This is a genomic window from Streptomyces sp. NPDC001219 (genome assembly GCF_053597915.1).
The window spans coordinates 64,790-79,443 of the sequence record NZ_JBSFJF010000037.1 but is presented as its reverse complement, the minus strand read 5'-3'; the positions used below and the strand labels follow the sequence as shown (position 1 = coordinate 79,443).

Below are 14,654 nucleotides of genomic sequence, written 5' to 3'. Positions count from 1 at the left end.
GCCTGGGCGGCCCGGAGCATCCGCTCGAAAGTGCCGTCCAGGGTCCAGCGCCGGAAGCGGGTGTGCAGCGTGGCCCACGGGCCGTACCGCTCGGGAACGTCCCGCCAGGCCGTGCCCGTACGGAACTTCCACACGATGCCGTTGAGCACGGTGCGGTCATCCAACCGCTTCCGACCCCGCAACGACTGAGGCAACAGCGGCCGGACGAACTCCCACTCGGCATCGGACAGTTCATGACGACGTATCACCCGACCATGATCTACCACCCGAGATCATTTGAAGACACCCCCTAGGGGTGCGGGTCTCGTGCCGTCTGCCGCCGGGTGGCGTCGAGGGTGCCGAGCAGGGCCAGTGCCTCGGCGCTCGGACTGCCGGGTTCGGCGTGGTAGATGACGAGTTGCTGGCCGGGGGCGTCACGGACGTCAAAGGCCTGGTAGGTGAGGGTGAGCGGCCCGACCTCGGGGTGGTTGAGCAGCTTGGCCTCCCGGGTCTTGCCGCGCACGCCATGGGCCTGCCAGAGCGCCGAGAAGGCGGGGCTCCGCTCGGTCAGGGTGCCGATGAGCGCGTTCAGCCGGGGGTTGTCGGGATCGCAGCCGGCCGACTGGCGAAGGTTGGCCACGGTGGCCTGCGCGGTCCAGTCCCAGCGGGTGTAGAAGTCCCGGCCGGCCGGATCGAGGAAGGCCATCCGGGCGAGGTTGTCCGCGGGGCTGAAGGGCGCGTACAGGGCGTCGGCCAGGGCGTTGGCGGCCAGGATGTCCAGGGCGCGGTTGACGACGAAGGCCGGGGTGGTGGCGTAGCCGTCCATGAGCTGGCGCAGCTCCGGGCTGACCACGTTCCGCTGCGGCGCCGGGCGGTCGTGCGGTGCGATGCCGGCCAGCCGGTGGAGGTGGGCGCGGGCCTCGGAGTCGAGCTGGAACGCCCGGCTGAGGGCGTCGAGGACCTGGGACGAGGGATGACGTTCCCGGCCCTGTTCGAGGCGCGTGTAGTAGTCGACGTTCACTCCGGCCAGCACGGCGACCTCCTCACGGCGCAGCCCGGCCACTCTCCGTACGCCGTAGCTCGCCATGCCGACGTCCTCCGGCCGCAGGCGGGAGCGCCGGGCGCGCAGGAAGTCTCCCAGGGGGTTGTCGGACATACCCCGAGGTTAAGCACGAGAGGCGGTGCGCTGCCTGGGTGTGGGGCACCCAGGCAACACCCGTCCTGGCCGGCGGCTTCCGGACCGCCCCGCTTACTGACGGACCCGGCCGGACGGTGACGAACCGCCGTGACGGCCGCCGGAGTTGCGGGGCCTCACGCCCCACCCCTCAGGTCTGCGCCATGTCCACGAAGCGGGAGTAGTGGCCCTGGAAGGCCACGGTGATCGTGGCCGTGGGGCCGTTACGGTGCTTGGCCACGATCAGGTCGGCCTCGCCGGCGCGCGGGGACTCCTTCTCGTAGGCGTCCTCGCGGTGCAGCAGGATGACCATGTCCGCGTCCTGCTCGATGGAACCGGACTCACGGAGGTCGGAGACCATCGGCTTCTTGTCCGTGCGCTGCTCGGGACCGCGGTTCAGCTGGGAGAGCGCGATGACCGGGAGTTCCAGCTCCTTCGCCAGCAGCTTGAGGTTACGGGACATGTCCGAGACCTCCTGCTGACGGCTCTCGGCGCGCTTCGAGCCGCCGGACTGCATCAGCTGGAGGTAGTCGATGACCACCAGCTTGAGTTCGTTGCGCTGCTTGAGCCGGCGGCACTTCGCGCGGATCTCCATCATCGAGAGGTTCGGCGAGTCGTCGATGTACAGCGGCGCGGCCGAGACGTCCGGCATGCGGCGCGCCAGCCGCGTCCAGTCCTCGTCCGTCATGCTGCCGGAACGCATGTGATGCAGCGCCACCCGCGCCTCGGCGGACAGCAGACGCATCGCGATCTCGTTGCGCCCCATTTCCAGCGAGAAGATCACGCTCGGCAGGTTGCTCTTGATCGAGCAGGCCCGCGCGAAGTCCAGGGCGAGGGTCGACTTACCCATGGCGGGACGGGCCGCGATCACGATCATCTGGCCCGGGTGCAGGCCGTTGGTCAGGGAGTCCAGGTCGGTGAAGCCCGTCGGCACACCCGTCATCTGGCCCTGGCGGGAGCCGATCGCCTCGATCTCGTCGAGGGCGCCTTCCATGATGTCGCCGAGCGGAAGGTAGTCCTCGCTGGTCCGCTGCTCCGTGACAGCGTAGATCTCCGCCTGGGCGCTGTTGACGATCTCGTCGACATCGCCGTCCGCGGCGTATCCCATCTGCGTGATCCGGGTGCCCGCCTCGACCAGGCGGCGCAGCACGGCACGCTCATGGACGATCTCGGCGTAGTACTCGGCGTTCGCGGCGGTCGGTACGGACTGGACGAGGGTGTGCAGATACGAGGCGCCGCCGACCCGGGCGATCTCACCGCGCTTGGTGAGCTCCGCGGCGATGGTGATCGGGTCGGCCGGCTCGCCCTTGGCGTAGAGGTCGAGGATCGCCTGGTAGACCAGCTCATGGGCGGGGCGGTAGAAGTCCTCGCCCTTGAGGACCTCGACGACGTCCGCGATGGCGTCCTTGGACAGCAGCATGCCGCCGAGCACGGACTGCTCGGCGTCCAGATCCTGCGGCGGGACCCGCTCGAAGCCGCCGTTCCAGGAGCCGCCGCCGTCGTCGTCACGGTCCTGCCGGTCGCCGCGGCCGCGTCCCTTGCCCTCGCCCCGCCGGGAGCGTGCGGCCGGCAGCAGGTCGCTGGGACCGGAGTCCGCCCAGGGGTCTTCCATGGGCTCGGGAATGCTCACCCCGGCACCTCCTCCCGTCCGCGGCGCGGACCTTGCTGTGCGGTTCTTTCTTACGGCACAGCTCTGACAATCGAGACGCCCGACTCCGGTTACGGCGCGTCGAGTTCGGACGATGTCTCATAGCCGGAACAGGCGGCGGGTGCCGGACCACGGTAGGCCCGCGGGCACCGTCCGCCAATCTGGTTATCCACAGGCCATGTGGATGACCGCCCTACAGCTGTGGAGAACTCCCCAGATCCTGTGCACGGCCCGGGGGAAACTTCTGTGGACAAGCCCACACTCACCCCACCCTCAAGCCCCTGACCTGTACTTTCGTCATCCATAGCCTGTGGGGAAGAAAAACTTCCGCCTCCTGTTCAAGATCACGACAAAGGGCACAGGGGAGGTAACTCCGCACAGCGGAAAGTAAGGACTGCCAATGGTTTGCATCTCTTACCTGTGGAAGATTAGATTGCGCGCATGACCCAGGCTCCCGCGCCACCGCGCCGCACCGGCCGCCGCCATGACCGCGAGATCATCGCCCTGGCACTGCCCGCCTTCGGCGCCCTGGTCGCGGAACCCCTCTTCGTCATGGTCGACAGCGCCGTCATCGGCCACCTCGGCACCCCCCAGCTCGCCGGCCTCGGTGTGGCGGCCGCCCTGCTGACCACCGCCGTCTCCGTGTTCGTCTTCCTCGCCTACGCCACCACCGCCGCGGTCGCCCGCCGGGTCGGCGCCGGCGACCTGCCCGCCGCCATCCGCCAGGGTATGGACGGCATCTGGCTCGCCCTGCTGCTCGGCGCCGCCGTCATCGCGGTGGTGCTGCCCACCGCCCCGTGGCTCGTCGAGGTCTTCGGCGCCTCCGGCACCGCCGCCCCGTACGCCACGACCTACCTTCGCATCAGCGCGCTCGGCATCCCCGCGATGCTCGTCGTGCTGGCCGCCACCGGCGTGCTCCGCGGCCTCCAGGACACCAGGACCCCGCTCTACGTCGCCGTCGGCGGCTTCTCCGTCAACGCCGCGCTCAACATCGGCCTGGTCTACGGCGCCGGCCTCGGCATCGCGGGCTCCGCCTGGGGCACGGTCCTCGCCCAGTGCGGTATGGCCGCGGTCTACCTCGCCGTGGTCGTCCGCGGCGCACGGCGGCACGGGGCCACGCTGCGTCCCGACGCAGCGGGAATCCGCGCCTCGGCCCAGGCCGGGGTGCCGCTGCTGGTCCGTACGCTCTCGCTGCGCGCGGTGCTGATGATCGCCACTGCCGTCGCCGCCCGGCTCGGCGACGCCGAGATCGCCGCCCACCAGATCGTGCTCACGCTGTGGTCCCTGCTGGCCTTCGCGCTGGACGCGATAGCCATCGCCGGGCAGGCCATCATCGGCCGCTACCTCGGCGCGGGGGACCGCGACGGCGCCAGGGCCGCCTGCCGTCGCATGGTCCAGTGGGGCATCGCCGCGGGCCTGGTCCTCGGCGTGCTGGTCGCGCTGGCCCGCCCGCTGTTCATCCCGCTGTTCACCGCCGACCCCGCGGTACAGGGGCCGCTGCTCAGCACGCTGCTGGTCGTGGCCGCGACCCAGCCGGTCTCCGGCATCGTCTTCATCCTCGACGGCGTGCTGATGGGGGCCGGGGACGGGCCCTATCTCGCCTGGGCCATGGTCGTGACGCTGGCCCTGTTCGCGCCGGTGGCGCTGGCCGTCCCGCTGCTCGGCGGCGGACTGGTCGCCCTGTGGTGGGCGATGGCCCTGATGATGACCGTGCGGATGCTGACCCTGTGGCTGCGCACCCGGTCCGGCCGGTGGATTGTGACCGGAGCCTCTCGTTGAAGCATCTCCCCGTAACACGCAGCGCGTGTCAATAATGACCCTGTGCACTCACTGGCCAGGAATTCCGTGCTGCCCCTGACGTTCGTCGTCATGCTGGCCGCTGCTGTGGTGGGGTACGCCACGGAGGACGCCGATACGAACAGCAGCAGCGGCGGCAGCGGCCGCAGCAGCTTCGGCAAATCCGGCGAGGCGGGCCAGGACCCCCAGGACCAGGACCCCGCCGCGACGGCCCCGGCCGGCGACGGCAACGCCTACACCCCGCGCCGCACCGAGCAGAACGCCCGGGTCGGTGCGCTCTTCGAGAAGGACGACTCCGGCGACCACTTCTGCACCGCGAGCGTGGTGCAGAGCCCGGGCCGGAACATGCTCATCACCGCGGCGCACTGTGCCTTCGACAGCGACGGCAAAACGCCGGTGGACGACCTGGTCTTCGCCCCCGACTACCGCGACCACGATGAGCCCACCGGCCTGTGGAAGGTCAAGAAGGTGGTCCTCGACGACCGCTGGACCGAGTCCAACGACGAGGACCTCGATGTCGCCTTCCTCGTCCTCGAAAAGAAGAAGGGCAAGCAGATCCAGGACGTCCTCGGCGGCAACACCCTCGGGATCGACCGTGGCTACCGCAACGAGGTCAAGATCACCGGCTACCCCACCAGCCGCGACACCCCGATCTCCTGCCAGAACCGCACCACGAAGTTCAGCACCACCCAGCTGCGCATCCACTGCACCCACTTCGAGGGCGGTACCAGCGGCAGCCCCTGGCTCGCCGACTACGACCCCAAGAGCCACACCGGCACGGTCATCGGCGTCCTGGGCGGCCACGAAGGCGGCGGCGACGAGGACGATGTCTCCTACGCCGCGTACTTCGACGACGACGTCGCCGCCCTCTACAAACGCGCCCAGGAAGAGGACTGACGCGGTCCGTCCGCGCTCCGCACACGGCGAAGGGCCGCACCCCGGTGACGGGATGCGGCCCTCCGGCGTGGAACTGCGATTACGCGGCGATGACCTCAACGCCGAGCTTCGCCACGACCTCGGCGTGCAGACGCACGGAGATCTGGTGCGCGCCCAGGGTCTTGATCGGCGAACCGAACTCGACACGGCGCTTGTCGACGTCCGGACCACCGGCGGCCTTGATCGCCGAGGCGACGTCGGCCGGGGTGACGGAGCCGAACAGACGACCCGCGTCGCCGGCACGGACGGCCAGCTTCACGTTGACGCCCTCGAGCTGGCCCTTGACCTCGTTGGCCTGCTCGATCGTGGCGATCTCGCGGATCTTGCGACCGCGACGGATCTGCTCGACGTCCTTCTCGCCACCCTTGGTCCAGCGGATCGCGAAACCACGCGGGACCAGGTAGTTGCGGGCGTACCCGTCCTTGACGTCAACGACGTCGCCGGCGGTGCCGAGGCCGGAGACCTCGTGGGTGAGGATGATCTTCATGATTCGGTCACCCTTCCCTTATCGCGCGGTGGACGTGTAGGGCAGCAGCGCCATCTCACGGCTGTTCTTCACTGCCGTGGCGACGTCACGCTGGTGCTGAGTGCAGTTGCCGGTGACCCGGCGGGCACGGATCTTGCCGCGGTCGGAAATGAACTTCCGCAGCAGGTTCGTGTCCTTGTAGTCGACGTAGGAGATCTTCTCCTTGCAGAACACGCAAACCTTCTTCTTAGGCTTGCGAGCAGGCGGCTTCGCCATTATCTCTCTCCAATGAGTTCAAGAAGTTTGTGCTGACGCCCTCAAGGCCCCCGGCCGCATCACGGCGCCGTTTCACGTGAAACGGCGCGGAAGCGGGCCGGCTGTACGGACCTAGAAGGGCGGCTCGTCCGAGTAGCCGCCGCCGGAGCCACCGCCCCAGCCACCGCCGCCGCCACCCTGCTGGCCACCGCCGGACGGACCGCCGGTCGCCCACGGGTCGTCGGCAGGAGCGCCGCCACCCTGCTGACCGCCGCCGGGGCCGCCGCCCCAGCCGCCGCCACCCTGGCCGCCGCCCTGCTGACCGCCGCCACCGAAGCCGCCGCCCTGGCCACCACGACCGCTGGTCTTGGTGATCTTGGCTGTGGCGTTCTTGAGGCTCGCGCCCACTTCCTCGACGTCGAGCTCGTAGACCGTGCGCTTCACGCCCTCGCGGTCCTCGTACGACCGCTGCTTGAGGCGGCCCTGGACGACCACGCGGGTACCCCGCGTCAGGGACTCGGCGACGTTTTCCGCCGCCTGACGCCACACCGAGCAGGTCAGGAACAGGCTCTCGCCGTCCTTCCACTCATTGGTCTGGCGGTCGAAGGTGCGGGGAGTGGACGCGACGCGGAACTTCGCGACCGCCGCACCGGACGGGGTGAAGCGCAGCTCGGGGTCGTCGACAAGATTGCCGACAACCGTGATGACGGTCTCGCCTGCCATTAGGGGAACCTCTCGGCGGGTGTGCTGCTGGCTGCTGGTGTTGCTGCTACTCGAACCCGGTTACCGCTGGACGCTGACGCGTTCAGTGGGTCTCGGGACGGAGGACCTTGGTCCGGAGGACCGACTCGTTCAGGTTCATCTGACGGTCGAGCTCCTTGACGACCGCAGGCTCGGCCTGCAGGTCGATGACCGAGTAGATGCCCTCGGGCTTCTTCTTGATCTCGTAAGAGAGACGACGACGGCCCCAGGTGTCGACCTTCTCGACCTTTCCGTTGCCCTCACGGACGACGGAGAGGAAGTTCTCGATCAGCGGGGAGACAGCGCGCTCCTCGAGATCGGGGTCGAGGATGACCATCACCTCGTAGTGACGCATGTAGAACCCACCTCCTTTGGACTCAGCGGCCACGGTCGTTCCGTGGCAGGAGGGTCGTATGCGTTCCGCGCCGGGCCCGTCCGGGTACTCCGGGCAGACATAGGCGCAGACCGTACAGAGTACCTGCCTGAAGCCTTCCGGTTGAAATCCGTCCGCCCTACCCCGCAATCTGGAACACAACGGGTGTGAGCGGCGTTACAGTGCGCCGCCCTGTCATCGGAGGTGCCGCATGGCACAGGCACGGACCCAGCGCAGTCTGCTGTCGCTTCTCAACAGTGACGGCAAGGACCATCCCGTCGAGAACACCTTCGCCATCGTGACCGTGGTGCTCGGCGCGATCGCCGTCTTCACCACGCTCTCTCCCAGCCTGCACCTGGTCAGCTCCTGGGTCGGTCTGATCGGCATCGGCACCGGCCTGTGGGGGCAGTTCATCTCGTCGACGACCGGCGAGCGCTTCCTGTTGATCATCGGGCTCGGGGCGGCGGCCGTCGGCTTCTACCTCGGCCTGGCACACGGCGGCCTCTTCGGCGGTCTCATCGGCTGACCGGCGGGCCATCCGGGGCCCCGGCCCGTATGGCCCAGACGGGGCGCTCCGTGGTCACAGTAGGCTTCGGCGCGAGAGCCGGAGCCCCGACCATGGGGACACACCTGCCCGAGGAGCGCCCCGCATGAGCCTGACCCTGAGGACCATCAGCCGAGAGCAGCATCTGGCATATATCCAGAGCCTGCCCGCGGCCAGCCACATGCAGGTTCCTGCCTGGGCCGACGTCAAGGCGGAATGGCGCGCGGAGAACCTCGGCTGGTTCGACGCGAGCGGCGAGATGGTCGGCGCCGGCCTGGTCCTGTACCGCCAGGTGCCCAAGGTCAAGCGCTACCTCGCGTACCTCCCCGAGGGCCCGGTCATCAACTGGTACGCGCCGAACCTGGAGGACTGGCTGCAGCCGATGCTCGCGCATCTCAAGCAGCACGGCGCCTTCACCGTGAAGATGGGCCCGCCGGTCATCATCCGCCGCTGGGACGCCCCGGCGATCAAGTCCGGAATCCAGAACCCGGACGTCAAACGGCTGCGGGACGTCGAGGCGACCCACATCGAGCCGCGCGCCTTCGAGGTGGCCGACAAGCTGCGCCGGATGGGCTGGCAGCAGGGCGAGGACGGCGGCGCCGGCTTCGCCGACGTGCAGCCCCGGTACGTCTTCCAGGTGCCGCTGGCCGACCGTTCGCTGGAAGACGTCCACAAGAACTTCAACCAGCTGTGGCGCCGCAACATCAAGAAGGCCGAGAAGGCCGGTGTCGAGGTGGTCCAGGGCGGCTACGACGACCTGGCCGAGTGGCAGCGGCTCTACGAGATCACCGCGGTGCGCGACCAGTTCCGGCCGCGTCCGCTCAGCTACTTCCAGCGCATGTGGACGGCCCTCAACTCCGAGGACCCCAACCGCATGCGGCTGTACTTCGCCCGCCACAACGGCGTGAACCTGTCGGCCGCGACGATGCTCGTCGTCGGCGGGCACGTCTGGTACTCCTACGGCGCCTCGGACAACATCGGCCGCGAGGTCCGGCCCTCCAACGCCATGCAGTGGAAGATGCTGCAGGACTCCTACGCGCTCGGCGCCTCGGTCTACGACCTCCGCGGCATCAGCGACTCGCTCGACGAGAACGACCACCTCTTCGGCCTGATCCAGTTCAAGGTCGGCACGGGTGGGCAGGCGGCGGAGTACCTCGGCGAGTGGGACTTCCCGCTCAACAAGCTGCTGCACAAGGCGTTCGACCTCTACATGGCGCGCCGCTGACGCTCCACCGCACCGTTCGTCACCCTGAGACACAGCCACGAGAAAGGTTCCGGCCCCGGCCATGGCGCTCACCCTCTACGTCGACACCGCGCGCTGGCGGGCGCATCAGCAGAGCGTTCTCCAGCAGTTCCCCGGGTTGGTCCCGGTCTGCAAGGGCAACGGCTACGGCTTCGGCCATGAGCGCCTCGCCGACGAGGCCACCCGCCTCGGTGCCGACGTCCTCGCGGTCGGGACGACCTACGAAGCGGCCCGCATCAAGGACTTCTTCAGCGGTGATCTGCTGGTCCTGACGCCGTTCCGGCACGGCGAGGAGCCGGTGCCGCTGCCCGACCGGGCGATCCGCTCGGTGTCCTCGGTCGAGGGGGTCGGCGGCCTGGTCGGTGCCCGGGTCGTCATCGAGGTCATGAGCAGCATGAAGCGCCATGGCGTCAAGCCGGAGGACCTACCGAAGCTGGCCGCGGCGATCGAGGACATCCGGCTCGAGGGCTTCGCGATCCACCTCCCGCTGGACCGCGCCGACGGGTCCGACGCGGTCGAGGAGGTCATCGGCTGGATGGACCAGCTCCGCGCCGCCCGCCTCCCGCTGCACACCATGTTCGTCAGCCACCTCAAGGCCGATGAACTCGCCCGTCTCCAGCAGCAGTTCCCTCAGACGCACTTCCGCGCGCGGATCGGTACCCGGCTGTGGCTCGGCGACCACGAGGCCACCGAGTACCGCGGTTCGGTGCTCGATGTCACCCGGGTCGCCAAGGGCGAACGCTTCGGCTACCGCCAGCAGAAGGCGGCCTCCGACGGCTACCTGGTCGTGGTCGCGGGCGGCACCTCGCACGGTGTCGGCCTGGAGTCGCCGAAGGCCCTGCACGGGGTGATGCCGCGCGCCAAGGGCGTGGCCCGGGCCGGACTGGCGACCGTGAACCGCAATCTCGCGCCGTACGTGTGGGCCGGGAAGCAGCGCTGGTTCGCGGAGCCCCCGCACATGCAGGTGTCGATCCTGTTCGTGCCGGGCGATGCCCCGCAGCCGCAGGTCGGCGAGGAGCTGGTGGCCCATCTGCGGCACACCACCACGCAGTTCGACCGCCTCGTGGACCGCTGAGCCGGGACGCAGTCAGACGCCAAGGGCCCGGTGCCGCAGACCTCCTCTGCGGCACCGGGCCCGGTGCGTGCACGCCGGGGCCGGCTCACTCCCGCAGGGTGCCCCAGTTCACCTGGGGAGCCGCCTGGAACTGCACCGCGTGCCGGGGCCGGTGGTAGGCCCTTCCCAGCACGAACACATCGGGACTGCGGTCCAGGACTCCGCCCGAGGGATCGTCGCCCCCGTCCCTGCGGACCACGTCGCGCTCCGGCATCAGGATGTCCCGTACGACCAGTGCGCACAGGTAGAGGGTGCCCAAGAGGTGCAGCGCGATGGCCAGTTGGTAGCCCTCGGTCGGCAGCCCCTGGTGCTTGTCACCGCTTCCTGTGTAGGCGAGGTACGTCCAGATCCCCAGGAAGTACATGACCTCGCAGGCCTGCCAGATCAGGAAGTCCCGCCACCGCGGCCGGGCGAGCGCGGCGAGCGGGGTCAGCCACAGGACGTACTGCGGCGAATAGACCTTGTTGGTGAGGATGAACAGCGCGACGACGAGGAACGCGAGCTGCGCGAACCGCGGCCGACGCGGTGCGAAGAGGGTCAGCAGCCCGATGGCGCCGCAGCCCACGATCATCAGCAGCGTGGCGTAGGTGTTGGCGTCCTCCAGGGGATTCCCGGTGCGCTGAGAGATCAGCAGCCAGATCGAACCGAAGTCGATGGGCCGTTCCTGGCTGAACGTGTAGAACTTCGCCCAGCCCTCCCGGATGTGGAAGCCCGCGGCATCATGGGTGATCATCACCGGCAGGTTCACCACCAGCCAGGACACGACGGCACCCACCAGCGCCTTCCGATACGCGCGCCAGGTGCCCGCACGCCAGCACAGCACCAGCAGCGGGCCCAGCAGCAGCACCGGGTACAGCTTCGCGGCGGTGGCCAGCCCGATGAGGACGCCGGCCGCCAGCGGGCGGCTGCGTGACCACATCAGCATCCCGGCGGCCGTCAGGGCGATCGCCAGCAGATCCCAGTTGATGGTGGCGGTGAGGGCGAAGGCGGGCGCCAGGGCGACCAGGAGGCCGTCCCAGGGGCGCCGGCGGTGGGTGCGCGTCACGCACACCGCGATGACGGCGGCGCAGATCATCAGCATGCCGGCATTGACCAGCCAGTAGATCTGTTCGCGGTACTGGATTCCCCCGTCGTGCGGAGTCATCCAGGAGGCGACCTCCATGAAGACACCGGTGAGCACGGGGTACTCGAGGTACTCCATATCGCCGGGCAGCCGGTCGAAATACGGGATCAGGCCATCGGCGAAGCCCCGCCCCGCGTAGAGGTGGGGGATATCGGAGTAGCAGGCGTGGGTGTACTGGCTCGTGGCGCCGAAGAACCAGCCGCCGTTGTAGCAGGGCAGCTTCTGCACCATGCCCAGCGCGAACATCCCGATGGCGACAAGCGCGATGATCCGTACCGGCGTCAGCCAGTGCGTCCCGAGCAGTGCGCGTCGGCCGATCGGCCCCCCGATCAGCTCGCTCCCGGCCGCTGCCACCTCGTCCCGCTTCGTCGGCCGTACCGAATCGTCCTCTCGCACGCTCGTCATGGCCCCATCCTGCCGTACGGCCATGAGCGGAAGACGGCGAAGCCCCCGCCCGGGCAAACCGGGCGAGGGCTTCGTTGCTCCGCGTTTCACGTGAAACATTCAGCGTTTCACGTGAAACGGTCAGCCGTTCGGACCACCGAGCCAGCCTCCACCGTCTGTCGGGTCCGTCGGCTCAGGCGACGGACTCGTACCTCCGGGGCCGCCGCCGGGACCACCTGCGCCATTGCCGTTACCGCCATTGCCGGCCCCACCGTTGTCCCTGCAGTTCAGGTCCCACGGGGAGCAGCTGTCGGTCGGGGTCGGGCTCGGAGAGTTCGTCGGGGAAGAGGACTCGCTGGGAGACTCCGACGGCGAGCTCGACGGCGTGTCCGACGGCGTGGGCGTCGGCGTGGGCGTCGGCACCCCTTCCTGGTCCAGCCGCTGCCCGATGGGCGTGGCCGGCGGGAAGGACTCCGGGGTCACGCCCTTCATCGCCCGGAGCATGTACTCGGTCCACACCTCGGTGGGCAGCGCACCACCGTGGATCGAGTCAAAGCCACCGACACCGTTCATGGACAGCTGACGCGGGTTCCCGGCGTCCTCACGGAACATCGTGATGGCCGTCGACAGCTGCTTGGTGTAGCCGACGAACCAGGCCGACTTGTTCTCGTCGGTGGTTCCGGTCTTGCCCGCAGCCGGCATGTTCAGCCGCTTGGCTTCCTTCGCCGTGCCGTTGTCGATGACGTTCTCGAGCACCTTGGTCACGTTGTTGGCGATGTTGGCACTCATCGCCGTCGCGCTCGCGGGCTTCTCGAAGCCGTCCAGGTCGTCTCCCTTGTACGTCACCTTCGTCACCGAGTACGGCTCCACCTTCGTCCCCGACATGGCGAACGTGGCATAGGCATCGGCCATACGAATCGCGCTCGGTGTGGAGGTGCCCAGCGCGAAGGACGGGTTGAGGTTCTTGTCGAAGCTGGCCCTCGAGATACCCGTGGACTCCGCCATTTCCCGGACCTTGGCCATCCCGACGTCCATACCGAGCTGCACGAACGGGGTGTTGACCGACTGCTCCATCGCCTTGGTCAACGAGATGTAGCCCCAGGGATGGTTGCTCTCGTTCTCCTGGAAGAAGTACGAGCCGTCCCGCCTCTTGACGTAGCCGCCCTGGGCGTCCTTCACCCTGAGGTGGTCATCGCCGTTGTACCGGCTGTCCTGCCTGACCGGCACCCCGTTGCTCTCGACCGTTCCGTACTTCATCGCCGCCGCCAGCACGAACGGCTTCCACGTCGAGCCGACCGGCACGCCGAAGGTGTCCGCGTTGTTGCTGAAGTGCCCCTTGTCATAGCCCTCGCCGCCGTACAGGGCGACGATCTTGCCGTCTCCCGGCACCACCGAGGCGCCGCCGAACTGGACGAATTTGTCCTTCGCGCGCTTCTTGGGGTTGATGTACCGCTTGTTGACGTTCTTGACCGCGGTCTCGAGCTGGTTGGTCTTCTTCCGGCTGAAGGTGGTGTGGATCGTGTAGCCACCCTTGTCGAACCGGGGTTCGCTGACGCTCGAGTTCTTCAGCACGTACTTCTTCGCGGTGTCCATCATGTAGCCGATCTGGCCGCCCTTGCTGGCCACCGGCTTCGGCAGATCAGGCCTCGGGAAGTTCCCCCGGTACTTGTTCCGCTGCGTCTTGGACAGGAGGCCGTTCTCGACCTCCCGGTCGAGAATCCAGGACCACCGCGCCTTGGCGCGCTTGGTGTTCGCCGCCCGCGTGGCCCCCGGGCTGGTACCGCCCGCCGGGTCGTACAGGTCGGCGCCCTTGAGCACGGTGGCCAGGAAGGCGCTCTCGTTCGCGTTCAGCTTCTCGGCGTCCTTGCCGTAGTACGCCTGGGCCGCCGCCTGGATGCCGTACGCCCCACGGCCGTAGTAGCTGGTGTTCAGATAGCCCTGAAGGATCTGGTCCTTGCTCTTCGACCAGCCGACCTTGATCGCGATGAACAGCTCCTTGAACTTACGGTCAAGGGTCTGCTCCTGGCTCAGCATCGCGTTCTTCACGTACTGCTGGGTGATGGTCGAACCGCCCTGGGTCTCGCCGCCCCTGGCCATGTTGACCACCGCGCGGGCGATGCCCATCGGGTCCACACCCGAGTCCGTCCGGAATGACGCGTTCTCCGCGGCGATCGCGGCGTTCTGCATCTCGCTCGGGATCTCGCTGATCGTGACGTTCTGCCGGTTCGTCTCACCGTCCCGCGCCATGACCGAGCCGTCGGCCCAGAGGTAGACGTTGTTCTGCGACTTGGCGGCGTCACTCTCGCTGGGCACGTGCACCAGGGCCAGCGCGACGCCGGAGGCGCCCACGATCAACCCTATGAACCCGACGCACAGCGTGGTGACCTGCTTCCACGACGGCACGAAGCGCCGCCAGCCGACGCGGCCGGCCCGCGGATAGTCGATGAGGCGCTTCTTCGCGGGCTGCCCGCCGCCGCGACCGCGGCCGCCCTCGTGACCGCCGCCGCCACCGCCTCGGCGGCCACCGCCGCCACGCCCTCCGGCACCGCCACCGGCAGCTGTCGCGGCGGCGTCGGACGACCGCCTGCGGCCGCCGCGCTGGGCGGCTCTACGGGCGTCGGCGCGCCCACCCTGCCCCGGTTCGTGACCGGACGGCTCGGAGTGAGAGGCAGGACCGGCAGCCGAGCCACGGGAAGGCGCCGCACGGCGTCCCGATGACTGCTGCGCGGCGCGTCGGGCCGCGGCACGTCCGCCACTCTGCGGCTGTGGCGGTTTGCGACGGTGCTCGCTCATGGAACGAATACTCCTCGGGCAGGCGCGCTTTCTCGTCGCCTGAAGGCGGCAGTTGTCTTCAGGTCCCCCCGATGCACGACCCGT

Annotated in this window: 14 protein-coding genes; 5 read left to right on the top strand and 9 right to left on the bottom strand. The window is 68.7% G+C overall.

The window, feature by feature from the left end:
• From ACWC9R_RS23140 to dnaB, 3 genes are all read right to left on the bottom strand, one after another.
• Positions 1 to 248: transposase (locus tag ACWC9R_RS23140; protein WP_450734125.1), on the bottom strand; the 248-nt coding region annotated here is incomplete at its 3' end.
• 41 nt (positions 249 to 289) lie between these two features.
• Positions 290 to 1,135 (bottom strand): helix-turn-helix transcriptional regulator, encoded by an 846-nt coding sequence (locus ACWC9R_RS23135; protein WP_450734123.1) that lies wholly within the window; start codon positions 1,133 to 1,135, stop codon positions 290 to 292.
• 169 nt (positions 1,136 to 1,304) lie between these two features.
• Positions 1,305 to 2,783, bottom strand: a complete 1,479-nt coding sequence (gene dnaB / locus ACWC9R_RS23130; protein ID WP_235463802.1) for a replicative DNA helicase — start codon at positions 2,781 to 2,783, stop codon at positions 1,305 to 1,307.
• A gap of 459 nt (positions 2,784 to 3,242) precedes the next feature.
• Between dnaB and ACWC9R_RS23125 the strand changes: the two genes are divergently transcribed.
• Both ACWC9R_RS23125 and ACWC9R_RS23120 read left to right on the top strand, forming a co-directional pair.
• Entirely contained in the window at positions 3,243 to 4,580 is a 1,338-nt protein-coding gene (locus ACWC9R_RS23125) for an MATE family efflux transporter (RefSeq protein WP_450734121.1), read from the top strand.
• A 66-nt stretch (positions 4,581 to 4,646) separates the two neighbouring features.
• On the top strand, positions 4,647 to 5,495 hold the full coding sequence (locus tag ACWC9R_RS23120) for a trypsin-like serine peptidase (RefSeq protein ID WP_450734119.1): 849 nt from the start codon (positions 4,647 to 4,649) through the stop codon (positions 5,493 to 5,495).
• A 79-nt stretch (positions 5,496 to 5,574) separates the two neighbouring features.
• Here ACWC9R_RS23120 and rplI read toward each other — a convergent pair whose 3' ends face one another.
• The 4 genes from rplI to rpsF form a co-directional block, all read right to left on the bottom strand.
• Entirely contained in the window at positions 5,575 to 6,021 is a 447-nt protein-coding gene (gene rplI / locus ACWC9R_RS23115) for a 50S ribosomal protein L9 (RefSeq protein WP_362600333.1), read from the bottom strand.
• Between the two features lie 18 nt (positions 6,022 to 6,039).
• Positions 6,040 to 6,276 carry a 30S ribosomal protein S18 gene (rpsR, locus tag ACWC9R_RS23110; protein WP_003978893.1) on the bottom strand — a complete coding sequence of 79 codons (237 nt, stop codon included), beginning with the start codon at positions 6,274 to 6,276 and terminating at the stop codon, positions 6,040 to 6,042.
• A gap of 111 nt (positions 6,277 to 6,387) precedes the next feature.
• Complete coding sequence (locus tag ACWC9R_RS23105; RefSeq protein ID WP_362600336.1) at positions 6,388 to 6,978, bottom strand: single-stranded DNA-binding protein; 591 nt, start codon at positions 6,976 to 6,978, stop codon at positions 6,388 to 6,390.
• Between the two features lie 82 nt (positions 6,979 to 7,060).
• Positions 7,061 to 7,351 carry a 30S ribosomal protein S6 gene (rpsF, locus tag ACWC9R_RS23100; protein WP_006604399.1) on the bottom strand — a complete coding sequence of 97 codons (291 nt, stop codon included), beginning with the start codon at positions 7,349 to 7,351 and terminating at the stop codon, positions 7,061 to 7,063.
• Positions 7,352 to 7,580: 229 nt separating this feature from the next.
• On the opposite strand from rpsF, the gene ACWC9R_RS23095 reads away from it, so the two are divergent.
• The 3 genes from ACWC9R_RS23095 (at position 7,581) to ACWC9R_RS23085 (ending at position 10,231) form a co-directional block, all read left to right on the top strand.
• Positions 7,581 to 7,895, top strand: coding sequence for a hypothetical protein (locus ACWC9R_RS23095; RefSeq protein WP_362600339.1), 315 nt, complete (start codon positions 7,581 to 7,583; stop codon positions 7,893 to 7,895).
• Between the two features lie 124 nt (positions 7,896 to 8,019).
• Positions 8,020 to 9,138 (top strand): lipid II:glycine glycyltransferase FemX, encoded by a 1,119-nt coding sequence (locus ACWC9R_RS23090; protein ID WP_362600342.1) that lies wholly within the window; start codon positions 8,020 to 8,022, stop codon positions 9,136 to 9,138.
• Positions 9,139 to 9,199: 61 nt separating this feature from the next.
• Entirely contained in the window at positions 9,200 to 10,231 is a 1,032-nt protein-coding gene (locus ACWC9R_RS23085) for an alanine racemase (protein ID WP_450734118.1), read from the top strand.
• Positions 10,232 to 10,316: 85 nt separating this feature from the next.
• Here ACWC9R_RS23085 and ACWC9R_RS23080 read toward each other — a convergent pair whose 3' ends face one another.
• On the bottom strand, positions 10,317 to 11,798 hold the full coding sequence (locus tag ACWC9R_RS23080; RefSeq protein ID WP_450734116.1) for a glycosyltransferase family 87 protein: 1,482 nt from the start codon (positions 11,796 to 11,798) through the stop codon (positions 10,317 to 10,319).
• Positions 11,799 to 11,918: 120 nt separating this feature from the next.
• Entirely contained in the window at positions 11,919 to 14,570 is a 2,652-nt protein-coding gene (locus tag ACWC9R_RS23075) for a transglycosylase domain-containing protein (RefSeq protein WP_450734114.1), read from the bottom strand.
• Positions 14,571 to 14,654: the final 84 nt, after the last annotated feature.